The sequence below is a fragment of the Piscibacillus salipiscarius JCM 13188 genome (assembly GCF_001311865.1).
Lineage (GTDB): Bacteria > Bacillota > Bacilli > Bacillales > Alkalibacillaceae > Piscibacillus > Piscibacillus salipiscarius.
Genome location: NZ_BBCD01000011.1, coordinates 65,459 through 90,487, shown reverse-complemented (window position 1 = coordinate 90,487; position 25,029 = coordinate 65,459). Strand labels below are relative to the sequence as shown.

Sequence of the window (25,029 nt, the reverse complement as noted above, 5' to 3'; positions counted from 1 at the left end):
GAGGATTCATAATGGATGTTAAATTTCCAATAGGGGAATTACAAGTTCCTAATAACGTTACATTAGAACATGTTCAAGAATGGCTAAAAGAAATCGAAACTTACACAGAACGATTAAGAGAAACGGTTGATTCATTAAGTGAAGAAGAATTAAGCAAAACTTATCGTGACGGTAGTTATACAGTTCGTGAGCTCGTTCATCACATTGCAGATTCTCAGTTAAACATGTTTCAGCGTTTGAAGCTGGCTTTAACAGATAATAATCCTACCGTACCAGCTTTTGATCAGGATAAATGGGCCATTCAACCAGATACAAAGCTTCCTGTTGAAAGCTCGATTAAGATGTTAGAAGGCATTAATGAACGCATTGTATCTTTAGGATCCAGTTTAACTGAAGAGCAATTAGATCGAGCATTTACTCATGAGGTAAATGGTGAAATAACAGTCGCAACTAAAGTAGCAAAGTTAGCCTGGCACGAAGAGCATCATTTAGCTCATATCAAATTGCGCTATCAAAGTGATATTATCTATTTATAGATTAAACAAAACAACAGGGAGAGAATTTTGCACATTAAGAAGGTTATATTAAGAACTAGGAACATTGAAAGTATGAAACAGTTTTACACAAAGACTCTTGGAATGACTTTGAACGAAGAATCCGAAAACAGGTTTCAAGTTTTAGCAGGTGCTAGTCTATTGGAATTTACATCCCATAATGTTAAAGGCAATCCCTATTACCATTTTGCATTAGATATCCCATCTAATAAGTTTAGTGAAGCTAAAGCATGGGCAAAATCTAAAGTAAAACTAAATTTAGAAGATGGAGAGGATGAAGCAGATTTCTCTCATTTATCTGCGCATTCCATTTACTTTTATGATCCTGCGGGAAACATTGTTGAGTTTATTTGCAGGCATTCTTATGCTGAAAAAAGTGAAGTTCCGTTTTCTGCAAATAGTATTTTAAATATTAGTGAGATGAGCTTAACGGTTGGGAATGCCGTTACAACTGGCCATCAACTAATGGAACTAGGACTTAACGAACGTGATGGTGACCCAATAAGTGGTTCGTCATTGAATTTTATGGGTGAGAATTCTAATGGTCCATTTTTATTATTAATACAACCAGGTAGAAGATGGATTTTCTCTGATAAACAATCCGAAATCCACCCTATTGAAATGACGTTAGATACGAATGAACGTTTGATTGTTAATGATCATCATGAATTTTTAATCGCAAAAAGTCGATAAAATTAGTTTAAGGGTCGATATATCATTTCTTTTCCCCGTTCGGAAAAATTCAGGGTCGATATTTTCCAAAATGGGGTCGATAAAAACGAAACACCTATCCATGTCATGTTACATTCTTGCGATGGGTGTTTTATTTTTATTCTCATTAATCTATGCTAATCTTATATTAGAAAGAGGGATTGCATATGATGTTTATAGTCATGCTTGTTATTGGGCTTGCAAGTGCGTTTATGGGGGAGTTTAGTTGGTTTAGGCGGCGGATTAATTTTTGTACCATCCTTACTGTTCCTATCTAAGTTCTCTGAGTCATTCAGTTGGGTAACACCGCAAAATGTGGTGGCGATGTCTTTATTAATTATGATCTTTACCGGGTTATCATCCACTCTTACATATTTAAAAAGTAAACGGGTAGACATTTATAGTGGACTTGTTTTTCTAACCGGAAGTATCCCCGGGGCTTTAGTTGGCGTTTGGTTAAATAGTTATGTTAATATTGATTCCTTCGAGCTTTATTTTGGAATTCTAATGCTAATTCTAGCAAGTTTATTTTTTGTAAAAGATTATTTACTTCAATTTGCAAAGGCCCGTGATGTTAAGGGGAAAAAGTTTTATGTTCACCGCGAGTTTAATTTGGCTGGTAAAAAGTTGAGTATTCTTATTCAATCATTTTTGGCATCATCATCTCATTTTTCGTCGGTATGATTTCTGGTTTGTTTGGCATAGGTGGCGGGTCGCTGATGGTGACGGCCATGATTTTATTCTTTAGTTTTCCAGCGCATATTGCGGCACCGACGTCTATGTTTATGATTTTGTTTCAAGCATTGTTTCCTCTAGTGCACACGTAGTCGCTGGTAATGTGATTTGGGAGTACGCAGTATTAGCTGTGCCTGGAGCATGGGTAGGCGGAGTACTAGGAGCAAAGGCAAATCAACGGTTAAACAGTCAGGTGCTTGAATGGATATTACGTTTGTTAATGATTATAATTGGTATACGGCTCATTATGTAATTGCCAATGAAGGAGATGGAGTATGAAGGAAACGCTACATTTATATTTTACTAGCGATCTACATAGCCATTTTGAAAACTGGCCTAAAATTATGCATGACATAAAAGAGAGAACTTATAAGCATCAGTTTGATCAAGAGTTTTATATGCTATTCGATAATGGCGATCATTTGGATCGATCGCACCCCATTACGGAAGCATCTTTAGGCAGTGATAATGTAACACTATTAAACGAAGCTAAGTTCAATGTTGCAACACTTGGAAACAATGAAGGTATTACTTTACCTAGTGACAAACTTTATCACCTTTATGACGAAGCACAGTTTGATGTCGTTTGCGCCAATGTAGAACCTAAATATGAGGCAAACCCTAAATGGCTTAAGCCATATAAAATCTATGAAACACCATCTGGTATTAAAATTGGTGTTTTGGGGCTAACTGCACCATTTCAAGCCTTTTACGAAAAGTTGGGATGGCAAACGCATGATCCATTTGATATGTTAAAAGAATATTATAACGAAATTCGTAAGCAAACAGATGTGTTCGTGCTTTTGTCTCATTTAGGGATTAATTCAGACGAATCTATCGCAGAACAGTTTGATATTGACGTGATTATGGGTGGACATACGCATCATTTATTAAGACAAGGTCAACATCATTTTGGAACGTTAATTACCGCCGTCGGAAAACATGGGTATTACTACGGAGCTATTTCGTTAACATTTGATCATCAAGCGCAGAAAGTCATCAATTCTGATGGCCATGCTGTAAAAATCGAAAATGAGGCGGATGACCAAGCATCACTTCATTTACTACAAGAACTTAATGATAGCGCAAAGTCTAAACTTAATCGAGAAATTGCGAATCTAAGCAGGCCTTATCCAATCAATTGGTTACAAGAAACACCACTTATGAAAGCATTTGTGAACACCTTAAGAAAATGGACAAAATCTGATTGTGCTATGCTAAATTCGGGTGTTTTATTAAATGGTTTTGAAAAGGGAACAGTCACCAGAGGCGATGTGCATCAAAGCTGTCCACATCCTATGAACCCTTGTACGATGGTCTTAACTGGCCGCGAATTAATTGAAACGGTTAGAATGTTTGAACAAGACCGCTTTATTGAGTTTGAACTAAAAGGGTTAGGTTTTAGAGGCAAACAAATTGGTAAAATGGTCTATTCAAATATTGAACTCGATTACCATCATGACACGAATTATGTGGAGACAGTCTATGTAAATGGTGAGAAAGTAGATCCCCACGAGACGTTCACTGTCGCAACTGCGGATACTTTTTCTTTTCCTTGGTTAGTTCCTCCAATCTCATCGGTAAAAGATAAACATTATTTTTTGCCAGAGTTTTTTACGCGATATTTTAGAAGAGTGCCTATCTACCTTAAATTAGAGGTCTGACAGGCACTTCTTTTTTTTTTGTCTTCATACGGTATATGAGAAGGAGGAGGAGGATAATAAATGGTACATGTAGAACCGATTTGGATAGATGACGTTCCTTTCACATTTGTTCATGTTGAATTACCGAAAACAGATTTATTAGTGATCTCAAATGATATTGGTTACATTATGTGCGGGGCTTTAGATGTTGACCTATTAAATGCAAAGTTAGCCGATCGAAAAATAGTAGCAGGTAGAGCAGTCGGTGTCAGATCGAGGGATGAACTACTGTACGCCCCTTTACAAAAAGTGACAAACTACGCAAAAGAAACTTTTGGCTGGGAAGAAGGTATGATTGGGAAGCAGGCACTCCTTCGGTTAAAATAAGTCATTGAAAAAATTGTCATAAAAGCTTATGATAGTTAAAAAGATGTCTATTTAAGGGGAAAACTATGAAAGCTGTAACAATTGATGCACTCAGGCCAGGAGATCAGCTTGCAAAACCAATTATTGACGCTTATGGTCGCATATTATTACAAAAAGAAGTTATTTTTACCCAAAAACTAATAAAGCGGTTAAAAGAGTTTAATTTCCGCTATGTTTATATAGAGGATGCCTTATCAGAGGATATTATGCCTCAAAATATTATAGATGAACAGCTTCGTGTGGAAGCGATTTCTAAAATAAGACAGACGTTTAAAATTTTTGATCAGTACAACGAGAAAGAACATAAACAATATGTATTAGAGCGCTCTGTTAAAGAAGTTCAAGAGACGGTTAATGAAATTATTAACGTTGTTAATGAACATGATGAAATACTTTCCATTATGTCAGATATTTTATGTTTGATGATTACTTATATAACCATTCTGTCAATGTAACCGTGTATACCCTTGTATTAGCGAGGGAACTTAACTTTTCAGAGCGACAGATTGAAGAAATTGGAATTGGTGCGATGCTGCATGATATCGGTAAAATGCACGTTCCAAAGTCAATTATTGATAAGCCAGGAAAATTAACGGACATGGAATTTGAAGTCGTAAAAGAACATACAACATACGGGTATGAGATTCTTAAACAGTTTAAACAGATTCCTCAGGCAGTGGCTAATTGCGCTTATCAGCATCATGAACGGTTGGATGGTAGTGGTTATCCACTAGGTCTTAAAGAATCTAATATACATGAGTATGCTAAAATCATGGCCGTATCAGATGTTTTCGATGCGGTCACATCCAATCGTGTTTACCGAAATGCGTTTTTTGCCTCATGAAGGTCTTGAGATTTTGTACTCTGGAAGCGGAACTCAGTATTCGCAGGAGTATATCGAATTATTTAAGCGGCATATTTCAATTTATCCTAATGGTTCCTACGTAGCCTTAAGTGATGGACGCAAAGGAATTATTGCACACCAAACGAAAGTACCTGATCGACCTGTTATAAGGATTTTGGAAGAACAAGAGCATGAAATACATACAAGTCAGGTGTATGATTTGAATTTAGCTTTTAATCCATCAGTCGTCATTACGGAGTGCAATACAACACCATCTTAATTTGTACATATCAGAACCCTCTCGGACATAAAATGTTTCGAGGGGGTTTTCTTCATGCGCATCACACACCGATCTAAACCTTTTAAAAAACGAAAACCTAAAACATTTGGACAGATTATCATGTTTACATTCGTCACTTTAGTCATCTCTCTCGTTTTTTCTATATATATAATTAATCGTGGGATTGAACCGACGTTAATTGATATAGCCGAGACTCGAACAGGCCAGTATGCTCGTGAAGCCATCAATGAAGCTGTTAGTCAGAGGATTGCTAAGGATTTAAGTGCTGAAGACTTAGTTCAATTTGAGACGAATAATGATGGAAACATTGTGTCCATGAGCTGGAATTCAGTTGTCGTCAACACCGTTTTAAGAAACGCGACTTTTAGAGTGCAAAATTATTTAAAACGATTAGAGCGTGGGGAAAATCCGATTGGGAACTCACTTGATTTTGACATTGAGGAAGAAGAGGATGAAGTGATTGAGCCAGATGAAACGAAAAAGGACCCAGCTTTAGTTGAGATCCCTATTGGTCAGGCGACTGGTAATACACTTTTGGCCAATCTAGGACCCAAAGTTCCAGTTAACTTTAGTGTCATTGGTGATGTGCAGCCAGATTTTATCACAACACTCGAAGAATATGGTATTAATAATGCTTTAGTTAGATTAGAAATTGAAATTAAAGTCAATGTTCAAATTGTTATTCCATTTTCTACTAAAACGACTGAAGTAGTGACGACGATTCCTGTTTATGTTGGCGTGATTCAGGGCTTAGTTCCTGATTTTTATAGTAAAGGTGGTAGTAATAGTAACCCACCGAGTATTTCAATTCCATATAGTGAATTTAAAGAAGGAGAACAATTTGGTGGTTTACAAAATTAATAATTCTGTGCTATATTAACAAAGTAAAATTTTAAAACAACTAGATAAACCTTATCAATCGATGAGGTAGAGGCGCAACTAACAAGAGTAATGTGCATGAGGATGACAACGATGACTGTACATGAAAGGGTTATTTGCCGAAGCATTTCATTTTCGTCAAGAAATGGGTGTTGGTGTATATCTGAAAAAGGTATATACTCTCGCACTTAGCGGGGAGCTACTGATCGAGAAATAACCAGTCTGTGTGAAGTAATGGTAGATTTCTCTATCATTACTTTTTTATTTGGAATAAACTTGTACTAATCATATTTTTAGGAGGAATGTAAAGATGGACTTTGTCGGCACTTGGTATTCACTGATTCCGCCGATTGTGATGATTTTACTTGTTCTGTTAACGAGAAAAGTATTATTATCACTTGGAGCTGGAATTGTTGTCGGTGCTTTAATGATTGAAAGCTTCAACATTAAAGACACAATCGTCACCATTTGGGCATCATTTAGAGATTTATTTTACTTAGGTGGCATGAATTTATCTCCAAATGGCTCTTTCTCATTAGGGGAATGGGATATGTGGAGTGTTCAGCTCGTCTTGTTCTTACTATTGTTAGGAATTTTAATCGCCTTCTTAACCGCAACTGGTGGTGCAAGAGCATTTGGTAATTGGGCTATCCAGAAAATTAAGACAAGAGAAGGTTCACAGTACACAGCTGGTTTATTAGGTCTCGGAATTTTTATAGATGACTATTTTAATAGTTTAACCATTGGACAGGTTTCCCGCCCAATAACGGACAGACAAAAGGTTTCGCGTGCAAAGTTAGCTTACTTAATTGATTCAACGTCTGCACCTGTTACAGTGCTATCGCCTATATCTAGTTGGGGTGCTTACATTATTGGGATTATCGGCACGATTATCGCTGATCAATCCCTAAATAACTACACCGCGTTCAATTCATTTATTGGAACGATTGGTTATAACTTTTACGCCATTGCAGCTATTATCCTAGTATTCTTAGTTATTAAAATGAAGCTAGATTTTGGTCTGATGAGAGAACACGAGGTGCGTGCGCAGCAGTCTGGTGAACTAATTGATCCATTGCGTTCGGATGTACCAGGTGACCTTCAGGATGATGTTAAAGAAAATGATCATGGAAAAATATATCATTTAGTACTACCAATTTTAGTGTTAGTAGCTGTGACTGTCTCGTTAATGATTTACACAGGGATTCAAGCAACTGAAGGTGAAGTATCGGTGGTTTCAACATTTGCCAATACAAACGTTAACTATTCACTTGTGATGGGTGGTTTATCAGCAGTTGTCGTTGGAATCTTATTCTTCTTAATTCAATCTGGAGAAAAGTCGAATTTCATCAGAGTCGTTTGGGAAGGTATTAAGGCGATGTTGCCTGCAATTTATATTCTAGTGCTAGCATGGATGATTGTTGGTGTAATTGATGGCATTGGAACAGGTGAGTTTATAGCTGAAAAAGTTAAAGAAGCGGAGTTTAATGTTGCTTTCTTACCGCTCATTATCTTTATAGTAGCAGGACTAATGGCATTCGCAACTGGTACATCATGGGGAACATTTGGTGTCATGCTTCCAATTGCTGGTCAAATCGCGGCAACGACTGACCCAAGCTTCTTTGTTCCTGCATTAGGTGCTGTCTTAGCAGGATCAGTATTCGGGGATCACTGCTCACCAATTTCAGATACGTCTGTACTATCATCGACAGGTGCAGGATCGAACCATATTGATCACGTGTTAACTCAAATTCCTTATGCGATTCTAGCAGCTTTAGCTTCAATCTTTGGCTATCTAATGTTTGCTTTTACAAGCTCTATGATTCTAGGTCTACTTGTAACGGTTGGTACTTTAGTCTTAATGGCGTACCTGGTTTACAGGAGAATATCAACTAACTAATATAATGAAGGAAGCGCAATGACAACCGTCATTGTGCTTTTTTATTGTATAAATATGTTAATTGAAATTTCTGAAAAAAACTTTGACATGCTCTAGGCCATTGGTTACAATACTTTATATACACTTATGGTCTTAATAGTCTGAATATATATAAAATTCATTAAAATTAAGGCCTGGGCATAAACTTTTATAAACAAACTGAAAGGGGAGTAAGAGATGGAAAATCGTGCTCAATGGGGTACAAGGCTAGGGTTTATCCTAGCAGCAGTTGGTTCAGCTGTTGGACTAGGTAACATCTGGCGTTTCCCAGCAACAGCGTATGACAGTGGTGGAGGTGCCTTCTTCATTCCCTACCTTATCGCTCTATTAACGGCGGGGATCCCACTATTAATTATGGAATTTTCATTAGGTCATAGATTTCGCGGATCTGCACCGTTAACATTTTCTCGTATGAATAAGAAAACAGAATGGCTAGGTTGGTGGGCCGTATTTGTGTCGTTTGTAATCTCAACTTATTACGGTGCAATTATTGCTTGGTCAATCATGTATGCTTATTTCTCATTTGGACAAAAGTGGGGAGATTCACCTGGGGCGTTCTTGTATGAATATTTAGGACTAACTGATAGTAGTGGTGAATTTCTAGTAAGTGCTGGTCAGACAGGTTCGTTTGTACCAGGTGTCTTAATACCTTTACTCTTTGTTTGGGCTATTGTACTATTCGTTTTATTTAAAGGTGTACGTAGAGGTATTGAAGTTGCAAACCGAATCTTTATTCCAACACTTGTCTTAGTATTCTTAGTTATCGTTATTCGTGCCATCACACTTGATGGGGCAGCGCAAGGTTTAAATGCATTCTTCACACCTGATTTTTCAAAAATTTGGAGTGCTGAAGTTTGGGTAGCTGCTTACGGCCAGATCTTCTTTAGTTTATCAATCGCCTTTGCGATTATGATTACTTATGCAAGTTACCTTAAGAAGGATTCTGATATTACGGGTAACGCATTTATCGTAGGTTTTGGTAACTCAAGTTTTGAGCTACTTGCAGGTATTGGTGTATTTGCAACATTAGGTTATTTAGCTAATGTATCAGGTGTAGCTGTTAGTGAAGTTGTAGATGGTGGTGTAGGTTTAGCATTCGCTGTCTTCCCGACGATTATTAATGAACTGCCAGGGATGAATGGATTCTTCGGTTTCCTATTCTTTGCGTCATTAGTACTCGCAGGATTGTCATCACTCATTTCGATTGTAGAAACTTATGTAGCAGGTTTCTCTGAGAAGTTTAATGTCTCTAGAAATAAAGCTGTTTTAATCGGTGGTGGTCTTGCGACATTAGTGTCACTACTATTTGCAACTCAAGGCGGCCTGTTCTTCTTAGACGCAGCTGACTATTTCATTAACCAGTTTGGTGTCGCGTTTTATCGGCTTAGTTGAAGTTGTAATGGTTGTGTGGGTTTTACGCAAACTTGGAAAAATCCAAGAACACGCAAACAGCGTATCTTCTATAAAACTAGGATTATGGTGGAAGGTCTCGCTAGGCTTCATTACACCAATCATCTTAGGTTACCAAATGTATAAACTGTTCGAGTTAAACTTATTAAAACAGTTTGATACGGAAATGGTAACTATGAAGGTTATGCGGATGCCTTTATTTTATACGGTGGCTGGTTCGTAGCAGCTGGCGCGCTAATATTAGGTTTACTATTAACACTTAAAAAGTGGAACCCGGAGCTCTTAGGTGAGTCTGCATATTCATCAAAGGAGGATAAAGCCGTATGACATTAGAAGCAATTGTAGTCATGGTTATTGGTATGGTGATTATTTGGGGAGGCTTAGCAGCAAGTATTATAACAGCTGTTAAACGATCAAAAGAAAATTAATAAATGAAGTGAGCAGATTCAGGTCTGCTCACTTTTTTGTTTGCAAAGAATTAACTTGAAGTGAGTGAATTAAATTGCTTCATAGATGAGGTTCATTTAATAGAAATGGGAGTTACGTTTATAAAATGTGAAGTTCTGTTCATAGAATTAGAAAAGCCGTTCATAGAAGAGGAATTTACGTTTATAAACGAGAAGTTCCGTTCATAGAATTAGAAAAGCCGTTCATAGAAGAGGAATTTACGTTTATAAACGAGAAGTTCCGTTCATAAAGCGCTGAAATCCGTTTATAGGAGCAAAATGATTAAGATGAATTGTAGCTATTTAGTCAAAAAGAACTATTTTAAATTGACGAAGGCTGATATCAACGGACTTAGTGAATTAGTTAAAATTAATTTTATCAAAAGTGTTGCATTTTTCTGAATATAAGAATAAACTGTTTTATAACAGAACAAATAATAATATATTGTAATGTAACAGAAAGGAGTTTTGCAGATGAAACACATTTGCCAAGAGTGTGGTAAGCCAGTAGATGAGGGTGTAGCACTTTTAGAATGTGATTACTGTCTTTCAAAAAAGGAAGATTAATTTTTTTGCTGTAGTTGTTATATAACAATAACTAAATGTAATTTATGTATTAAAACAGTAGGAGGGTAATGGATTGATTGAGAATGTTAAGCAAGTAAATATTAAGAGTCAAGTGGATCATTTAGATGACGTACTAACAAATGAAGCACTAGACTTCTTGTATGAGCTTCATAATCGTTTTAACAACCGTCGTATTGGATTGTTACAAAATCGTCAGTTACAAACGGAGAGATTGCAAAACGGAGAGCAACTTAATTTCTTAAAAGACACGGAAGATATTCGAGCGGGTGACTGGACGGTTGCACCATTACCGGATGATTTATTAGACAGAAGGGTTGAAATTACGGGTCCAGTTGATCGCAAGATGATTATTAACGCACTTAATTCAGGTGCTAAAACGTTTATGGCTGATTTTGAAGATGCCTCATCACCTACTTTTGAAAGCATGATGAATGGGCAGATCAACCTTAAGGATGCCATAAGACGTCAAATCGATTTTACTTCAGAGAACGGAAAAGAGTATAAATTAAATGAAGACCCAGCTGTCCTAATTGTCAGACCTAGAGGTTGGCACTTAGATGAACAGCATCTAGTAGTTGATGGTGAGCCAATGTCTGGGAGCCTAGTAGATTTCGGACTTTACTTTTCCATAATGCAAAAGAATTAATCAGCCGTGGTTCAGGCCCATATTTTTATTTACCGAAGTTAGAAAACTACCTAGAAGCTAGATTGTGGAATGATGTCTTTATATTTGCTCAAGATTACTTAGGAATTCCTCAAGGGACCATTAAGGCAACGGTTTTAATTGAAACGATTACAGCTGCATTTGAAATGGATGAAATTTTATACGAATTAAAAGATCATTCTGCTGGGCTAAACTGCGGACGGTGGGATTACATTTTCAGCTATATTAAAAAATTTCATCATGATCCTAACTATGTGCTACCTGACAGAGCTACTGTCACAATGGAATCGCCATTTATGAGAGCGTATTCTCTGCTGGCTATCCAGACTTGTCATAAGCGAAACGCACCTGCGATTGGCGGAATGGCTGCGCAAATTCCAGTTAAAAATGATCCTAAGGCTAACGAAGCAGCCTTTGAAAAGGTACGGATGGATAAAGAGCGTGAGGTTCGGGATGGTCATGATGGGACGTGGGTCGCGCACCCTGGCATGGTCAACTTAGCGCTCGATGTCTTCACTAAATTTATGGATGGTACGAATCAGATAAGCCGCCAAAGAGATGATGTTCATATAACAGCTGGAGATCTGCTTGAAGTGCCAAACGGAAAAGTAACGGAACAAGGGTTAAAAACCAATATTGTCGTTGGGATTCAGTATATTGCAGCATGGTTAAAAGGTCGTGGGGCTGTACCATTAAACAACTTAATGGAAGATGCAGCAACCGCAGAAATCTCCAGGGCTCAGGTCTGGCAGTGGATTCAGCACGAAGTTAAATTAGAAGATGGTAGACAGGTCACCATAGACTTAGTGGAATCTTTATTACCGGAAGATTTAAAAGAGCAGGAACCGAAAGCTTGCCGGTTATTTATGAGTCTAGTGACATCAGATGATTTTGAAGCATTTTTAACGATTCCAGCATATCAATTATTAGTTCAAGGGGGAGACGATAATGAACTTTAATCGAATCGAAAAGTTAAGAAATGATTGGGATCATCATGAAAGATGGAAAAATGTTGAGCGACCTTATGCTCCTGAGGATGTTGAACGTTTAAAAGGGTCCATCGATATTGACTATACGCTGGCGACAAAAGGGGCAGAAAAGCTTTGGAAGCTTCTGCATGAAGAGGATTACGTGCATTCATTAGGTGCGCTGACCGGTAATCAGGCAGTTCAACAGGTTAAAGCCGGGCTTAAAGCGATTTATTTAAGTGGTTGGCAGGTTGCAGCTGATGCTAATTTATCTGGTCACATGTATCCTGACCAAAGTTTGTATCCGGCTAATAGTGTTCCGCATGTTGTTAAGCGAATCAATCAGGCATTACAACGAGCTGATCAAGTTCATCACGCGGAAGGTGACGACTCGGTTGATTGGTTTGCCCCAATTGTTGCGGATGCTGAAGCTGGTTTTGGCGGACAGCTCAATGTGTTTGAACTCATGAAAGGGATGATCGAAGCTGGAGCATCAGCGGTCCATTTCGAGGACCAATTAGCATCTGAGAAAAAAATGCGGACATATGGGTGGGAAAGTTTTACTTCCAACTCAAACAGCGGTTCGTAACTTAGTATCAGCACGACTAGCAGCAGATGTAATGGGAACACCTACACTCATCATCGCACGTACGGATGCGAATGCAGCAGATCTAATAACAAGTGATCTGGACCCTTACGATGAGCCATTTATTACAGGGGAACGTACCGCAGAAGGTTTTTACCGAACAAAAGCAGGTCTAGGTCAAGCGATCTCTCGCGGGTTAGCTTATGCGCCTTATGCTGACTTAGTCTGGTGCGAAACAGCTGAACCGAATTTAGAAGAAGCGCAGCGCTTTGCTGATGCGATTCATGAGAAATACCCTGGTAAACTATTAGCCTATAACTGCTCACCATCATTTAACTGGAAGCGTAAGTTATCAGACGCTGAGATTAAAGAGTTCCAAAATAAATTAGGCCAAATGGGATATAAATTCCAGTTTGTCACGCTTGCAGGGTTCCATGCACTCAACCACAGTATGTTCGATTTAGCTAAAAACTATAAAGATCATGGTATGGCAGCCTATTCCGAGCTTCAGCAAGCTGAATTTGCTAGTGAAAAAGACGGCTATACAGCAACTAGGCACCAGCGTGAAGTTGGAACTGGCTATTTTGATGAAGTCGCACAAGTCATATCAGGCGGGACGTCCTCAACCGTAGCACTAGCGGGTTCAACGGAAGCAGAACAGTTTTAAACTTGCACTTTTCACAAGCTATTAAATGAAAAAAGCGCAGGGGCTATTCTTAGCCTCCTGCGCTTCACTTATTATATCGTCTGATCTAATGTTAACGTTGCGGTTTGTTTTTCGCCATTTCTATAATACGTTAACTCTACTTCGTCACCAATTTTGACTTTGTTATACAGATATACTTTTAAATCAAGTAAGTTCTTAATCTCTTGATCATTAATTTTGGTAATGACGTCATATTGTTTTAAACCTGCTTTATCAGCTGGTGATCCATCTTCAATTTGAGCAACGACAATACCATTTTCAACGCCTTCTGGTACTTCAATATTTTGTACATATGGCTGAGGTACTTGGTTCATTTTCACAACACTAACGCCGACTAATGGTCTTTTCACTTCGCCGTGCTTCTCAAGGTCAGACATAATTTTCTTCGCTTGATCGATAGGAATGGCAAAACCCATACCCTCGACGCGTTGTTTTGCGATTTTCATAGAGTTAATGCCTATCACTTCGCCTTTAGAGTTAACAAGCGCACCGCCACTGTTACCAGGATTGATCGCTGCATCAGTTTGAAGAACGTCTGTTACCCAATCAGGCTGTCTGTCACCGTTTGTATCAACGCTTAACGAACGGTTTTTACCACTAATAATACCTTTAGTAACCGAGTTTGAAAACTCTAATCCTAACGGGTTCCCAATTGCTACAACTGGGTCCCCGGTTTTAACATTGCTAGAGCTTCCTAGTTTAGCCACCGTATCTACATGCTTACCGTCAATTTTTAAAATAGCAAGGTCTGTTAAAGAATCTTCTCCTAATACTTCTGCATCAATTCGCTGATCTTTATTTAAGACAACTTCAACTTCTTTGGCTCCATTAATTACGTGCTGGTTCGTCACCACGTAAGCTGATTCTCCGTCTTTTTTATAAATAATACCTGAACCAGTACCGGCTTCTGATCCTTTGTCAAATACGTTTTGCTTTTGAATATTAACGACGCCAACGATTGCTTCAGATAATTCGTTTAAATCGGCTGAAATCGATGCATCTTTAAATATTTGATCTGAGATTTCAGTTTGCTTTTGTGATTCTTCATTTGGTTCATCTTGTGCGCTCGTTAATATATTACTAGATAGCAAGAAGGCGGTTAAAAAGGTTGCGATGAGTCCGCCTACAATTCCTGCCGTTAAAATCTTACCTATGCCATTCTTTCGTTTCGGTTTATGTTCATGATGTTGGTGGTCTTGTTGTTCTTGTATTTGATTTTCTTCAAAACCCATGTTTCATCACCTCATCCAAATAGTTTTCAATTAATATTATGGAATATTTTTGTGGCAATCATTTAAGAAAAATGTATAAAAAGTGTGTAATTCATAAAGGATTCTTCTCATTTTTATAAAATAGTTGTAACATAGGGTATATAAGTAGTGGAGGTGACACAGATGAAACAAATCGCCATTGTAGAAGATGACCCACATATCCAGCAAATCGTCTCAGCTTATTTGAAGAAGTCAAATTTTGAGACAATTATATTTGACCGTGCTGAAGAAGCGATGACACTACATACTACCACTCCACCTGATATGTGGATTTTAGATATTATGTTACCTGGTATGGATGGATTTGATTTTTGTAAAAAGATTAGAGAAACCAGTGATGTACCAATTATCATTATTTCCGCTAAAGATGAAGATATTGATAAAATATTAGGACTTGAGTTAGGCTCGGATGATTATTTAACTAAACCGTTTAGCCCTGGAGAGTTAGTAGCAAGAGTCAAACGATTGTTTAAGCGTATTGACCATACGCCTGAAACTAAGTCATATAAAGCAATCGAGGTCAACCAGCTTAAGGTCGATATTAATGAGCGACGTGTGTTTTGGGGCGATCAAGAAACTGAGCTAACATCAAAAGAATTTGATATGCTAACGCTGTTTGCCGAGCATCCTAACCGTGCATACTCAAGAGAAGAGCTACTTGACAGGGTATGGGGAGATGATTATTTTGGAAGTGATCGAGCTGTCGATGATCTAATTAAAAGACTCAGAAAAAATTACCGAACATTCCATTAGAAACGGTATGGGGATATGGGTACCGATTGAAAATTGATGAGGGATCTTAAATGAGATTAAGAACGCAGCTGAACTTAGCTTTTACGACATTACTAATCGTTATTTTAACCGTCACGGGCTTTGTGACCTATTCACTCATAATGGACATGCTTATTGAAAAAGAAGAGGTTCAGCTTAGACAAAAGGTGAAATCCTAATTGACATCTTAAATAGAGAATATGGTTCCGTCCAATCAGCTAATGAGTTTCAGGATTTTTTAAATTCTCAAGATGGTGAATTGATTTTATATAATTCAAAAGAAAACGCGGTCTTGTATTCAACGATGCCTGTAGAAGATACACGCCAGTTTTACAATCAAGGTTATTTTAACGATTACTCTAATCAATTATGGGAAGGAACGTCGCAAAAATACGTCACCTCCCGTATCGTGAAAACGAACCAAAGTGGCCTTGAGCTAGTATTGTTAACCCCGATTAAGGATCTTCAAAATGTTCAGGGGCAGTTTTTTAACCGATTATTAGTTGTGTTTTTAATTGGAGGAGCTTTAGCCGTCTTTCTAAGTTACCTTTTGACCAACCGTTTAGTAAAGCCACTAACGTTACTTAAACAAGAATTAAAAAAGGTTGAAAAACGACGCTTTGACGACCTGAAGCGGGTTCAAGCAAGTGGTGAGATAAAAGAGGTTGAACAGAGTTTATTTGATATGGCTCAAGAATTAAAAATTACATGCAGTCCCAGCAGGCTTTCTTCCAAAATGCGAGTCACGAACTTAAAACACCTCTAATGACGATACAAGGTTATGCAGAAGGGATTAAGGAAGGCGTATTTGAAGGGAAAGAGCGCGATCAAGGCCTTGAGACGATGGTTGTTGAAATCAATCGTCTTAAGAAATCATTAATGAGATGATTTGGCTTGCCAAGCTTGAAAGTGAGGAGCTTCCGTATGAAGCAGAGTGGGTGAGGTCTGATGAGTTGCTCAAAGATGTTGAAAGCCGCATGATACCGTTAGCAGAACAAGAACAAGTACAATTTGATGTTGTAGAAAGGTCTCATTTTGAAATGCGAGTTGATCGTGAAAAATTCTTGCAGGCTATTTCTAACATTGTGGTTAATGCTATTAGGCATGCTCGATCGAGAGTAAGTGTTTATGTGAAAGGGACTGAGATTGTCATTGAAGATGATGGAAACGGAATACCAGAAGATCTAATTCCGCATATCTTTAACCGTTTTGTAAAAGGCAAAGGAGGGGAGACAGGTTTAGGCCTTGCAATTGCAAGAACGATAATCGAGCAATCACAAGGCCAAATTAAAGTCGAACAATCCTCATTAGGTGGGGCGAGATTTGTGATTGAATTTCCATGGAAGGAAAGCTAAACTTGCCGACAAACCTTTAGGTATAAATCAAACGCCTTCTTCTGTATAGTAGTTCTCAACAACTGTAAAAATCGAAACTAGCTCATACAATACAATCAGTTCTGCTGGGAAGGCTGTTGGGTATTCTTGTTTGTTTTTTCGAACTTTATCACTATCTTCCCAGTAGAGTGCCATCAGTTCTTTTAATTTCTGATGATGTTGAACTAGATCGAACTTCGTGTTAGTTTTCATAGCATAGGCCAGTTCATGAACGGATTCTAGGATCTTTTCTCGTTCTTGATCGCTTAATTGAAGCTCCGATAATGGCGTGTTTAACACATTATCTAAGTGATAAATCATTAATTTAACGCGCACGAGTTGTCTTTGGGCATGTTGAAAAGCTTTTTGTTCTGAAGCGGTTAATGGATGATATTGAGTTTCATCTTTTTGAAATTGAATAAGAGATTCGATTTTATGTACGTCTTCGTCAAGTTCATCTAATTCATTTTGGCATTTTGGCTGATTCGTTCGATTTAATAAATATTGACAAAATACCATTTCGACAGCTTCACCAGTGCGCTGAGTGATCGTTCTTAATTTAGTGTAAATATCTTTTGTATAATCAGGTGGTAGAACAAATAAATTAATCAATGTTGATACAACTAGTCCAATCGTCGTTGTTCCTAACCTAATGAAAAACGATAAAAAGACATTCGTGTGAATAACCTCAATCATGGCAACGGCCGTAAGGGTTGCGACTAGTAAGCCTGCATATAATTTAAGCCGATAAGTTGTGATAATCGTAAAAACTGCTGCTAATGCATAGGTGATTGGTGCATGACCAAACAACGAAATGAATAAGACAGCATAAAAAGAACCGATCGCTGATGCTGGAAAGCGAACGATTCCCTTTTTAATCGACTGTGATACAGTTGGTTCAATGGTCACGATAGCTGTGATGACGGCAAAAACAGGAGGCCAATCTAACCATTCACAAATCAAAGCTGTAATAAAGATGGCGACTCCTGTTTTTAACACCCTGCTTCCTACAATTTTCTTCACGGTTTTCCACTCCAAAAATAATCTCTCCTTATATTTTTCAGTAATGAAGCGGAAAATCAAGTTACCGATTACGTTCCCAGCGTTTTAAATACGGATATGGGTCGTATGCCCATTCATTTTTCCCCGTTATCTTTATACATTCCATAATGAAGGTGGGGAGGGAATTTACCTGATGTACCTTCTGGCCCATACCCTGATGCACCAACATACCCAATGACATCACCTGGCTCTACAATGTCTCCTTCTTTAATGTCTTCAGCAAACGCATTTAAGTGCGCATAATAATGATAGATATTGTACGAGTCACGAATACCAATTCGCCAGCCACCAAAACGGTTCCATCCCTTAATTTCAACAACGCCATAAGAAGTACTACGAACAGGAGTCCCATATCCTGCAAATATATCGGTGCCTTCATGAATTCTGCGTCCACCATAACCTCGGGTATCTCCCCAAGTTGAACGATAACTGTAGTTATTCCATTTCGGAATCGGAAAAGCGCGCTCACTTAAATCAACCGTGTTAAAGTGTTTAAACATCCTTGCTATTTTTGTAATGATTTGAGAGGCTTTTTCTCGTTCGTAATAAGAAGTAAGCGCCGATTCCAATTTTTGATCCTCGGCGAGATTTTGCTGTATTTCCATAGCAAGCGTATAAAGAACATCTTCATCATTTGTCGGATCTGCAATGTCATCACCGTTTCCATCCTTTCCAATGCCTTCGAAAAGGTTTAATGTGGATTCTTTCTCATTATGGTTCGCATGTGGTGGTAGAATTCCGTACCATTCTTCATTTGGTATTTGTATACCCGTTATCCGGTCTTCATCATTCGTCTTTTTTAATATTTCGTTCATATTGATCCATCGCAGCGATAAGATACCAGGGCACTTGTGTTAATGCCTCGGTCTTTTGATAGAGACCTTTACGAAGGGTCGCTTCATCAAGCTCTTTATTTTCTTCATTCTCTTCGTTCTTTTCGGCTGCAGAGGCCAGAGTAATTGGAGTAAAAATGATTGTTAGTAATATAATTGCAACTATTCGCCTATGTAGACGTTCCATGTTAAAATCTCCTTTAGTTAGTTGTACTTGCTTGTTATACTGTTCATTTATTTGAAAAAAATGTACTCTTTGTAATAGGAAAATATGGTACACTATTTGTATCAGAGGTGATCGAAATGGAATTCTTAGGACAACAGTACGAAGTAATCGTTGATCATAAAGAAGGTTTTCAAGAAGAAGCGATTAGTGAACGTTTTAGTGATATACTGACAAAATATGATTTTATAGTAGGAGATTGGGGATTTGGACAACTCCGTTTAAAAGGTTTTTACGATGATCAGAATCAAAAAGCAACATTTGATACGAAAATTTCAACGTTAGAAGATTATCTATATGAGTACTGCAACTTCGGTTGTGCTTATTTTGTAATGAAACGTGTCGATACATAAAAAGAATGACCTCACAAACTTGAGGTCATTCTTTTTCGTCTCTTGTAATTCCTTCATCATTCGGGTAATCCTGCGGAACATGAGCTCCTGGGAATTGTCTAGGTAAGTCTGCGTGAAGCTCTTTATTTTCATAGGCAAAAGCTGAATGGTGTCGTTTAGATTCTTTTTCTGGATAAGGTTTAAGTGGTTCGTCTTTATTAATCGGATTACCATAATTACCCTCAGGAAACTCTTCCGGCACTTGATAATTATCTTGCACTTCAACAGGTGTAAAATCATCTTGTTGGTCTTTAATTCGTCGGTTTTTTTCATTCAAACGCTCCTGTATGTATAGTTTGTGCAGGAGGCGACATCTTATTCTAGAACCTGTTTTAGAAACTGATAGATCTCATCTGATTCGTACTCATTAACATTAAAAGCATGAGCTAAATATTCACTATCTTGAATTTTATTTTTCCGTACTTTTGTATATCGTGAGCCTTGATCATCGATAATGACAACTTCCCCTTTTTCTTCTAAGCTTTCGCTAGTTAGGATGATTAAATCATAACGTCGTGTGTTAGTTTTAGCACAAACGTAACGGATTCCAGCTGATTCTTTTTATCCGAGATAATTTCAAAATCCAACATTACAGCCCCCTCAACTTGTGTTGCCATTATTTTAGCAAAACTTTTTCCTTATGTCATAATATAACTGTATGTGAATACGATTCATGTTTATAATGTGATAATATAGCTTAAGAACAAATAATTAAGGAGTGTTAATTGTGTATTTTGTTGACCGAGATCAAATTGAACAAACCTTACTATATATGAGTGGATTATTAGAAACATATGAACAGAAGACAAGTGAATCCTTTTTAGAAAAATTGGGAACGGAGCGATTAGCTCAAATGGTCATTGAATCCATCATTGATGTAGGCAATATGATGATTGATGGCTTCATTATGCGTGACCCAGGTAGTTATGAAGATATTATTGATATTTTAGTGGACGAGCAAGTCATTCCAAAAGAAGATGAACAAGCTTATAAAGAAACGATTGAACTTAGAAAAATGCTAGTTCGCGAATACACAAATATTAACCATAAAGAAATCGATGATATTCTGTCAAAACACGTTAAAACGTTAGAAAATTTCAGACCCAATGTTTTGGACTATCTAGAAAAAGAGATGGGGCCTGTCACAACTTTTACAAACGTGAGGAGTAGTCATCATGAAAACAGATTACAAAGGGTACTTAATTGACCTAGACGGAACGATGTATAAAGGGAAATCGGAAATTCCAGAAGCAAAAGAATTTATTCGAGAATTACAGTTGCGAAATATCCCTTTCATGTTCGTGACGAATAATTCATCTCGCACACCAGGAGCAACAGCTGAGAAATTAAAACAGTTCGGCATTGAAGCAGAGTCTCATCAAGTGATGACAGCATCACTTGCAACAGCCATTCATATTCACGACGAAAAGCCGAATGCGACGGCTTATGTCATTGGTGAAGTCGGCTTAACTGAGGCGCTTAAAGAAAAAAGGCGTGCAGGTTGTTGATGGTGATGCTGACTATGTCGTCATGGGAATTGACCGTGAGAATACATACCGTAAGCTTAGAGATGCTTGTCTTTATGTGCAAGAAGGAGCTAAGTTTGTCGCGACTAACCCTGATATAAAAGTGCCAACTGAAAAAGGGTTGGTTCCTGGAAACGGTGCTTACGTTAATTTAGTTGAAAATGTAACAGGGGTCAAGCCTGAAATTGTTGGAAAACCATCTGGCCTGATGCTACAAATTGCTTTAGACTATTTAGGGATTAGTCAGGAAGAGGCTATAATGGTGGGGGATAATTACCATACTGATATACTAGCTGGCATTCATGCAGGGATGGATACTTTGCACGTACAAACGGGTGTTACAACCAAAGATGAATTAACTCAATTTGGAATAAAGCCAACTTACACAATCGAAAACGTTGAAGGATTGGTTTTAGAATAATAAAGCCGAATGTTAAGCTCTAACATTCGGCTTTTTGAAATCTTTGATGTTTAAATGAAAGTTTTAACTCATCTATGATAGGATTTTATTAATTAATCATCGATAGAGCTCATACCATCTGATTGACTGTGAGCTAATCGACTAGACGCAGCTGCGGCTATGGCACCAACGATATCATCTAAGAAGGTGTTACAGCCATAACGTTTATCATTTAGACGATTTAACACACCAGGTTTAACTTTGTCGATATAACCATAGTTGGTAAATCCAATCGAGCCGTACACGTTGACAATGGATAAGGCAATGATTTCATCAATGCCATATAATCCTTCATCTTGTTCGACGATTTGTTGTAAGGGCTCATCAAGCTTGTTTTGCTCTGCCAATTTATCTAATTGAATGCCTGTTAAAATCGCGTTTTGAACCTCGCGTTTTTGCAATACCTTTTTCACATTTGAAAGGCATTCTTCTCTTGATAAGTCATCATGATATTTTTCTTGTAAATAATAAACAAGATCAGCAATTTCATCTAAGTCGACATTTCGAACTTCGAGTGCTTTTAATGCCATTTTTTCTAAATCCATTTCAATACACCTACCCAATTTTGTTTTCTTTATTTTACTTCATTGATTAAATAATATAAAGGAGGTTGGCTATTCATGCCAAAAATATTTATCACTCGTCAATTACCCGAATCAGCAATTGCTAAACTAAGGGATTCATTTGAAGTGGATATGTGGCCATATGAAGATCAGCCTATCCCAAAGGGTGAGCTTTTGAATAGAGTAGAGTCTGCTGATGCGATCTTAAGTATGTTAACAGAAACCATTGATGAAGAAGTCTTTCTTAAAGGAAAGCAATTAAAGGTTGTTGCCAATATGGCGGTTGGCTTCGATAATATTGATGTTGAAGCGGCTAAAAACATAATGTCATCGTGACGAATACACCAGAAGTCTTAAATGAAACAACGGCAGATTTAACGTTTGCGCTGCTTTTGGCAACAGCAAGAAGGATTCCAGAAGCTGTGGATTTTGTTAAAGAAAACAAGTGGTCCACGTGGTCACCGTTTTTAATGGCTGGATCAGATGTTCACCATAAAACACTTGGAATCGTGGGGATGGGGGAATATCGGACAGGCGGTTGCTAAGCGAGCGACAGGATTTAATATGAATATTTTATATCACAATCGTTCAAGGAAAAGAGAAGCAGAGCAAGAACTAGGCGTCCAGTACGCAGAATTTGATGACCTGATTAAGCAATCAGATTTTGTTGTTTGCATGACCCCGCTGACCGATGAGACGAAGAATATGTTTAATGATGATGTTTTTAAAAAGATGAAAGATGCGGCGATATTTATCAATTCGTCTCGAGGCGGCGTAGTGGTGGAAGAAGATCTTTACCAAGCGTTAATAAATGGGGATATTAAAGCGGCAGGACTTGATGTATTTAAGGATGAGCCAATCAGTAGCGACCATCCATTACTGGAGCTTAGTCAGGTAGTGGCTCTTCCACATATCGGATCAGCCAGCGTCGATACACGCATGAAAATGATTGAGCTTGCGGTTGATAATATCTCGCGCGTGTTGAATGGAGAAGAGCCAGTCACGCCTGTATATTAAATCTAATATGACAAACAAAAAAATCGCATGTGATCAAGGTGAATCACATGCGATTTCTATAATTGAATAGCTGAGAACGTATAAAATTATCTTTTAAACGTTGATTGTTGTTTTTGTACAGAGTTATCTAGCGCAATGCGTCCAACCACTGGGTGACTTCTCGTCTAAATCTACGATAAGTCAACATCGATTCGCTGTACTCATCGTGTTTCCTTTATCTCGGTCTATCACTGCGTGGTTAAACGGACGCATGCGCTTTTATTAATAGTCTTAGAAAATTTGTTCTACTTCTCTAACGCCAGGTACTTCTGCACGTAGAGCACGTTCAATGCCGGCTTTTAATGTGATCGCTGAACTTGGGCAGTTGCCGCAAGCGCCTTTCAAACGTAGTAAGACAATGCCTTCATCATCCACATCGACTAACTCTACGTCGCCTCCGTCACGAAGTAAAAAAGGGCGTAGTTTTCCAATGACTTCTTGTACTTGTTCAAACATCGTTCATCTTCCCCTTTCTTAATCATATTATATCACGAATTGGATATTTTTCTAACCGTTAATACAAAATTATTGAGAATCATTATCATTGTACCTAGAAAATCTTATGGTGTAAAATAAAAATAACTGAACGATTCGACTAGGAGGGGAACTATGGGGAAAAATATACAACTTACAGTCTATGGAGCAGAAGTATTGTGCCCAAGCTGTGTAAATTTGCCGAGTTCAAAGGAACAATATGAATGGCTACAAGCTGCGATTGGCCGAAAATTTGGGGAAGATGCCATTCAATATAAATATATAGATATTTTTAAACCGCCTGAAGAAAGTCAATATAAGGAGTTCGCTGAGCGGGTGGTTGAAGAAGACATGTTTTATCCAGTTGTATTGATTGATGATGAAATTGTTGGGGAAGGCAACCCTAAATTAAAAACCGTTTATAAAGCGCTTGAAGAAAGAGGATTAGAACCTCAAGCTTAAACTAAAACGGGTTCAATCAACTGAGAATTAAGGGAGTGTATGTATGAACCCAATTGTTGAGTTCTGTATTAATAACTTGATGAGCGGGTCGCAAGAAGCTTTTGATAAGCTTTCTAGAGATCCTGATATCGATGTTGTGGAGCTTGGGTGTACAAGCCACTGCGCATTATGTTCCATGACGCTATTTGCTTTGGTTGAGGGCGTTTGTGTGACAGCATCATCACCTGAGCAGCTCGTTGATAATATATATAAACAACTAGAAGAAGACGAACCAAGTATATAGGAGTTAAGTATATGAACATTCCATTTACAAAAATGCATGGCTTAGGCAATAATTACATTTATATAGATGGTTTTAAAGTGGACTTAAAAGAGGAACATCTTCCTAATCTAGCAAAGGACGTCTCCAACGTGTTTACCGGAATTGGCTCTGATGGACTTATTTTAATGTTGCCGTCAGATTTTGCAGATGTTCGCATGAGAATTTTTAATAAAGATGGTTCGGAAGCAATGAACTGTGGAAACGGACTTCGCTGTGTGGCAAAGCTCGCTTACGATCTTGGTTATGTTAAAACTCAAACGTTTAAAGTGGAAGCCAAATCAGGTGTTGTGGATGCTGAGGTTGAACTTGAACAAGGACTTGTTAAAACGTGACCATTGATATGGGGCAACCTATTTTAGAACGCAGTCAAATTCCTATGAAAACTTTAACAGGTGCTGAAGAAGATCATGTCATACAGGAACCGTTTTTAGTTGGAGAAGAAGACTTGTATGCGACGGCGGTTTCGATGGGGAATCCTCATGTAGTCTTTTATGTTGATGATATTGCGGATGCGCCAATTCAAACAGTAGGCCCGGCCGTAACAGATGATCAGCGCTTTCCTGAAGGGGTAAACGTTGAGTTTGTTGAAGTGGTTAACGACAGCGAAATTAACTTCCGCGTTTGGGAGAGAGGTTCTGGTATTACTCAAGCTTGCGGGACTGGGGCTTGTGCAGCTGTTGTTTCATCCGTGTTAAATGACTATGTACCAAAAGGTGATGAAGTGACCGTACATCTTGATGGCGGTGATTTAATGATCACTTGGAAAGAAGATGGCCATGTGATGATGAAAGGGCCGGCTGTTACAGTCGCTTCAGGTGAATATTATTGGCAGAAAATTTGA

26 protein-coding genes, 9 pseudogenes and 1 riboswitch are annotated in these 25,029 nt (G+C 38.1%); of the genes and pseudogenes, 28 read left to right on the top strand and 7 right to left on the bottom strand.

The features are described from left to right. Window positions 1–11: 11 nt before the first annotated feature. From JCM13188_RS09380 to aceA, 16 genes and pseudogenes are all read left to right on the top strand, one after another. Window positions 12–536 carry a YfiT family bacillithiol transferase gene (locus JCM13188_RS09380; RefSeq protein ID WP_054753677.1) on the top strand — a complete coding sequence of 175 codons (525 nt, stop codon included), beginning with the start codon at window positions 12–14 and terminating at the stop codon, window positions 534–536. Window positions 537–563: 27 nt separating this feature from the next. Continuing rightward, window positions 564–1,247, top strand: coding sequence for a toxoflavin lyase-like VOC family protein (locus tag JCM13188_RS09375; RefSeq protein WP_054753675.1), 684 nt, complete (start codon window positions 564–566; stop codon window positions 1,245–1,247). Between the two features lie 222 nt (window positions 1,248–1,469). Then, window positions 1,470–1,949 carry a sulfite exporter TauE/SafE family protein gene (locus JCM13188_RS20815; protein ID WP_369404923.1) on the top strand — a complete coding sequence of 160 codons (480 nt, stop codon included), beginning with the start codon at window positions 1,470–1,472 and terminating at the stop codon, window positions 1,947–1,949. Next, window positions 1,946–2,253 (top strand): annotated as a pseudogene (locus JCM13188_RS20810) (sulfite exporter TauE/SafE family protein). The gene JCM13188_RS20815 and the pseudogene JCM13188_RS20810 overlap by 4 nt, the downstream one beginning before the upstream one ends. A 22-nt stretch (window positions 2,254–2,275) precedes the next feature. Continuing rightward, window positions 2,276–3,664: a bifunctional metallophosphatase/5'-nucleotidase gene (locus JCM13188_RS09365; protein WP_054753673.1), complete on the top strand. Its 1,389-nt coding sequence runs from the start codon at window positions 2,276–2,278 to the stop codon at window positions 3,662–3,664. A gap of 60 nt (window positions 3,665–3,724) precedes the next feature. Then, window positions 3,725–4,030 (top strand): YunC family protein, encoded by a 306-nt coding sequence (locus tag JCM13188_RS09360; protein ID WP_054753671.1) that lies wholly within the window; start codon window positions 3,725–3,727, stop codon window positions 4,028–4,030. A 65-nt stretch (window positions 4,031–4,095) separates the two neighbouring features. After that, entirely contained in the window at window positions 4,096–4,524 is a 429-nt protein-coding gene (locus JCM13188_RS09355) for a hypothetical protein (protein ID WP_054753669.1), read from the top strand. After that, window positions 4,485–4,913, top strand: a complete 429-nt coding sequence (locus JCM13188_RS09350; protein WP_054753667.1) for an HD-GYP domain-containing protein — start codon at window positions 4,485–4,487, stop codon at window positions 4,911–4,913. Before JCM13188_RS09355 ends, JCM13188_RS09350 begins: the two co-directional genes overlap by 40 nt. Next, on the top strand, window positions 4,894–5,193 hold the full coding sequence (locus tag JCM13188_RS09345; protein WP_279401645.1) for a hypothetical protein: 300 nt from the start codon (window positions 4,894–4,896) through the stop codon (window positions 5,191–5,193). Before JCM13188_RS09350 ends, JCM13188_RS09345 begins: the two co-directional genes overlap by 20 nt. Window positions 5,194–5,247: 54 nt before the next feature. After that, window positions 5,248–6,075 (top strand): sporulation protein YunB, encoded by an 828-nt coding sequence (gene yunB, locus JCM13188_RS09340; protein WP_054753663.1) that lies wholly within the window; start codon window positions 5,248–5,250, stop codon window positions 6,073–6,075. 59 nt (window positions 6,076–6,134) lie between these two features. Next, a riboswitch (Lysine riboswitch) is annotated at window positions 6,135–6,303 on the top strand. A 100-nt stretch (window positions 6,304–6,403) separates the two neighbouring features. Next, window positions 6,404–7,993 (top strand): Na+/H+ antiporter NhaC family protein, encoded by a 1,590-nt coding sequence (locus JCM13188_RS09335; RefSeq protein WP_054753661.1) that lies wholly within the window; start codon window positions 6,404–6,406, stop codon window positions 7,991–7,993. A gap of 216 nt (window positions 7,994–8,209) precedes the next feature. Then, window positions 8,210–9,769 (top strand): annotated as a pseudogene (locus JCM13188_RS09330) (sodium-dependent transporter). After that, window positions 9,766–9,870 carry a methionine/alanine import family NSS transporter small subunit gene (locus JCM13188_RS18790; protein ID WP_279401644.1) on the top strand — a complete coding sequence of 35 codons (105 nt, stop codon included), beginning with the start codon at window positions 9,766–9,768 and terminating at the stop codon, window positions 9,868–9,870. Before JCM13188_RS09330 ends, JCM13188_RS18790 begins: the two are co-directional and overlap by 4 nt. A 60-nt stretch (window positions 9,871–9,930) precedes the next feature. Beyond that, a complete protein-coding gene (locus JCM13188_RS18785; RefSeq protein WP_279401643.1) occupies window positions 9,931–10,077 on the top strand; it encodes a hypothetical protein in 147 nt (48 codons plus the stop codon). Between the two features lie 451 nt (window positions 10,078–10,528). Beyond that, window positions 10,529–12,099, top strand: a pseudogene (gene aceB, locus JCM13188_RS09325) (malate synthase A). Then, window positions 12,089–13,361, top strand: a pseudogene (gene aceA, locus JCM13188_RS09320) (isocitrate lyase). Before aceB ends, aceA begins: the two co-directional pseudogenes overlap by 11 nt. Before the next feature lie 71 nt (window positions 13,362–13,432). Here the strand turns inward: aceA and JCM13188_RS09315 are convergent. Continuing rightward, entirely contained in the window at window positions 13,433–14,632 is a 1,200-nt protein-coding gene (locus JCM13188_RS09315; protein ID WP_279401642.1) for a S1C family serine protease, read from the bottom strand. A 162-nt stretch (window positions 14,633–14,794) separates the two neighbouring features. Between JCM13188_RS09315 and JCM13188_RS09310 the strand changes: the two are divergent. From JCM13188_RS09310 to JCM13188_RS20790, 5 genes and pseudogenes are all read left to right on the top strand, one after another. Further along, window positions 14,795–15,474 (top strand): annotated as a pseudogene (locus JCM13188_RS09310) (response regulator transcription factor). Further along, window positions 15,475–15,621, top strand: a complete 147-nt coding sequence (locus JCM13188_RS20805; RefSeq protein ID WP_369404922.1) for a hypothetical protein — start codon at window positions 15,475–15,477, stop codon at window positions 15,619–15,621. It abuts the pseudogene before it with no gap. Between the two features lie 80 nt (window positions 15,622–15,701). Continuing rightward, window positions 15,702–16,208: a hypothetical protein gene (locus JCM13188_RS20800; protein WP_369404921.1), complete on the top strand. Its 507-nt coding sequence runs from the start codon at window positions 15,702–15,704 to the stop codon at window positions 16,206–16,208. After that, entirely contained in the window at window positions 16,208–16,330 is a 123-nt protein-coding gene (locus JCM13188_RS20795; RefSeq protein ID WP_369404920.1) for a hypothetical protein, read from the top strand. Before JCM13188_RS20800 ends, JCM13188_RS20795 begins: the two co-directional genes overlap by 1 nt. Further along, the gene (locus tag JCM13188_RS20790; RefSeq protein ID WP_369404919.1) at window positions 16,327–16,797 is read left to right on the top strand and encodes a sensor histidine kinase; all 471 of its coding nucleotides are present in this window, start codon (window positions 16,327–16,329) and stop codon (window positions 16,795–16,797) included. The genes JCM13188_RS20795 and JCM13188_RS20790 overlap by 4 nt, the downstream gene beginning before the upstream one ends. A gap of 27 nt (window positions 16,798–16,824) precedes the next feature. Here JCM13188_RS20790 and JCM13188_RS09300 read toward each other — a convergent pair whose 3' ends face one another. Both JCM13188_RS09300 and JCM13188_RS09295 read right to left on the bottom strand, forming a co-directional pair. Then, window positions 16,825–17,838 (bottom strand): aromatic acid exporter family protein, encoded by a 1,014-nt coding sequence (locus JCM13188_RS09300; RefSeq protein ID WP_054753694.1) that lies wholly within the window; start codon window positions 17,836–17,838, stop codon window positions 16,825–16,827. Window positions 17,839–17,899: 61 nt separating this feature from the next. Next, a pseudogene (locus JCM13188_RS09295) lies at window positions 17,900–18,897 on the bottom strand (M23 family metallopeptidase). A 116-nt stretch (window positions 18,898–19,013) separates the two neighbouring features. Between JCM13188_RS09295 and JCM13188_RS09290 the strand changes: the two are divergent. Continuing rightward, entirely contained in the window at window positions 19,014–19,286 is a 273-nt protein-coding gene (locus JCM13188_RS09290; protein ID WP_054753659.1) for a YutD family protein, read from the top strand. A 25-nt stretch (window positions 19,287–19,311) separates the two neighbouring features. On the opposite strand, the gene JCM13188_RS09285 is transcribed toward JCM13188_RS09290, so the two are convergent. Both JCM13188_RS09285 and JCM13188_RS20785 read right to left on the bottom strand, forming a co-directional pair. Then, on the bottom strand, window positions 19,312–19,602 hold the full coding sequence (locus JCM13188_RS09285; protein WP_054753657.1) for a hypothetical protein: 291 nt from the start codon (window positions 19,600–19,602) through the stop codon (window positions 19,312–19,314). A gap of 38 nt (window positions 19,603–19,640) precedes the next feature. Beyond that, the gene (locus tag JCM13188_RS20785) at window positions 19,641–19,871 is read right to left on the bottom strand and encodes an SAV0927 family protein (protein ID WP_369404927.1); all 231 of its coding nucleotides are present in this window, start codon (window positions 19,869–19,871) and stop codon (window positions 19,641–19,643) included. Window positions 19,872–20,052: 181 nt separating this feature from the next. On the opposite strand from JCM13188_RS20785, the gene hepT reads away from it, so the two are divergent. Both hepT and nucF read left to right on the top strand, forming a co-directional pair. Next, on the top strand, window positions 20,053–20,532 hold the full coding sequence (hepT, locus tag JCM13188_RS09280; protein WP_054753655.1) for a type VII toxin-antitoxin system HepT family RNase toxin: 480 nt from the start codon (window positions 20,053–20,055) through the stop codon (window positions 20,530–20,532). After that, window positions 20,501–21,272 (top strand): annotated as a pseudogene (gene nucF, locus JCM13188_RS09275) (5' nucleotidase NucF). The gene hepT and the pseudogene nucF overlap by 32 nt, the downstream one beginning before the upstream one ends. A gap of 92 nt (window positions 21,273–21,364) precedes the next feature. On the opposite strand, the gene JCM13188_RS09270 reads toward nucF, so the two are convergent. Then, window positions 21,365–21,856 carry a phosphatidylglycerophosphatase A family protein gene (locus JCM13188_RS09270; protein ID WP_054753654.1) on the bottom strand — a complete coding sequence of 164 codons (492 nt, stop codon included), beginning with the start codon at window positions 21,854–21,856 and terminating at the stop codon, window positions 21,365–21,367. A gap of 75 nt (window positions 21,857–21,931) precedes the next feature. Between JCM13188_RS09270 and JCM13188_RS09265 the strand changes: the two are divergent. Next, window positions 21,932–22,891 (top strand): annotated as a pseudogene (locus JCM13188_RS09265) (2-hydroxyacid dehydrogenase). A 270-nt stretch (window positions 22,892–23,161) separates the two neighbouring features. On the opposite strand, the gene JCM13188_RS09260 reads toward JCM13188_RS09265, so the two are convergent. Next, window positions 23,162–23,386 (bottom strand): iron-sulfur cluster biogenesis protein NfuA, encoded by a 225-nt coding sequence (locus tag JCM13188_RS09260; RefSeq protein ID WP_054753652.1) that lies wholly within the window; start codon window positions 23,384–23,386, stop codon window positions 23,162–23,164. A gap of 153 nt (window positions 23,387–23,539) precedes the next feature. Here JCM13188_RS09260 and JCM13188_RS09255 point away from each other — a divergent pair, with 153 nt between their 5' ends. The 3 genes and pseudogenes from JCM13188_RS09255 to dapF all read left to right on the top strand — a co-directional run bounded on the left by JCM13188_RS09255 (window position 23,540) and on the right by dapF (window position 25,029). Then, window positions 23,540–23,866 carry a YuzD family protein gene (locus JCM13188_RS09255; protein WP_054753650.1) on the top strand — a complete coding sequence of 109 codons (327 nt, stop codon included), beginning with the start codon at window positions 23,540–23,542 and terminating at the stop codon, window positions 23,864–23,866. 43 nt (window positions 23,867–23,909) lie between these two features. Next, window positions 23,910–24,149 (top strand): DUF1450 domain-containing protein, encoded by a 240-nt coding sequence (locus JCM13188_RS09250; RefSeq protein ID WP_054753648.1) that lies wholly within the window; start codon window positions 23,910–23,912, stop codon window positions 24,147–24,149. 11 nt (window positions 24,150–24,160) lie between these two features. After that, window positions 24,161–25,029: pseudogene (dapF, locus tag JCM13188_RS09245) on the top strand (diaminopimelate epimerase).

Bases quoted from the DNA above. Each gene is read 5' to 3' on its own strand.
- JCM13188_RS09260 (WP_054753652.1), bottom strand. From the start codon at position 23,386: ATGTTTGAACAAGTACAAGAAGTCATTGGAAAACTACGCCCTTTTTTA.
- JCM13188_RS09255 (WP_054753650.1), top strand. From the start codon at position 23,540: ATGGGGAAAAATATACAACTTACAGTCTATGGAGCAGAAGTATTGTGC.
- JCM13188_RS20805 (WP_369404922.1), top strand. From the start codon at position 15,475: ATGAGATTAAGAACGCAGCTGAACTTAGCTTTTACGACATTACTAATC.
- JCM13188_RS09360 (WP_054753671.1), top strand. From the start codon at position 3,725: ATGGTACATGTAGAACCGATTTGGATAGATGACGTTCCTTTCACATTT.
- JCM13188_RS09350 (WP_054753667.1), top strand. From the start codon at position 4,485: ATGTTTGATGATTACTTATATAACCATTCTGTCAATGTAACCGTGTAT.
- JCM13188_RS20795 (WP_369404920.1), top strand. From the start codon at position 16,208: ATGACGATACAAGGTTATGCAGAAGGGATTAAGGAAGGCGTATTTGAA.
- JCM13188_RS09335 (WP_054753661.1), top strand. From the start codon at position 6,404: ATGGACTTTGTCGGCACTTGGTATTCACTGATTCCGCCGATTGTGATG.
- JCM13188_RS09250 (WP_054753648.1), top strand. From the start codon at position 23,910: ATGAACCCAATTGTTGAGTTCTGTATTAATAACTTGATGAGCGGGTCG.
- JCM13188_RS09315 (WP_279401642.1), bottom strand. From the start codon at position 14,632: ATGGGTTTTGAAGAAAATCAAATACAAGAACAACAAGACCACCAACAT.
- JCM13188_RS18790 (WP_279401644.1), top strand. From the start codon at position 9,766: ATGACATTAGAAGCAATTGTAGTCATGGTTATTGGTATGGTGATTATT.
- JCM13188_RS20790 (WP_369404919.1), top strand. From the start codon at position 16,327: ATGATTTGGCTTGCCAAGCTTGAAAGTGAGGAGCTTCCGTATGAAGCA.
- JCM13188_RS09380 (WP_054753677.1), top strand. From the start codon at position 12: ATGGATGTTAAATTTCCAATAGGGGAATTACAAGTTCCTAATAACGTT.
- JCM13188_RS09270 (WP_054753654.1), bottom strand. From the start codon at position 21,856: ATGGATTTAGAAAAAATGGCATTAAAAGCACTCGAAGTTCGAAATGTC.
- JCM13188_RS09365 (WP_054753673.1), top strand. From the start codon at position 2,276: ATGAAGGAAACGCTACATTTATATTTTACTAGCGATCTACATAGCCAT.
- JCM13188_RS09345 (WP_279401645.1), top strand. From the start codon at position 4,894: ATGCGTTTTTTGCCTCATGAAGGTCTTGAGATTTTGTACTCTGGAAGC.
- yunB (WP_054753663.1), top strand. From the start codon at position 5,248: ATGCGCATCACACACCGATCTAAACCTTTTAAAAAACGAAAACCTAAA.
- JCM13188_RS09290 (WP_054753659.1), top strand. From the start codon at position 19,014: ATGGAATTCTTAGGACAACAGTACGAAGTAATCGTTGATCATAAAGAA.
- JCM13188_RS09355 (WP_054753669.1), top strand. From the start codon at position 4,096: ATGAAAGCTGTAACAATTGATGCACTCAGGCCAGGAGATCAGCTTGCA.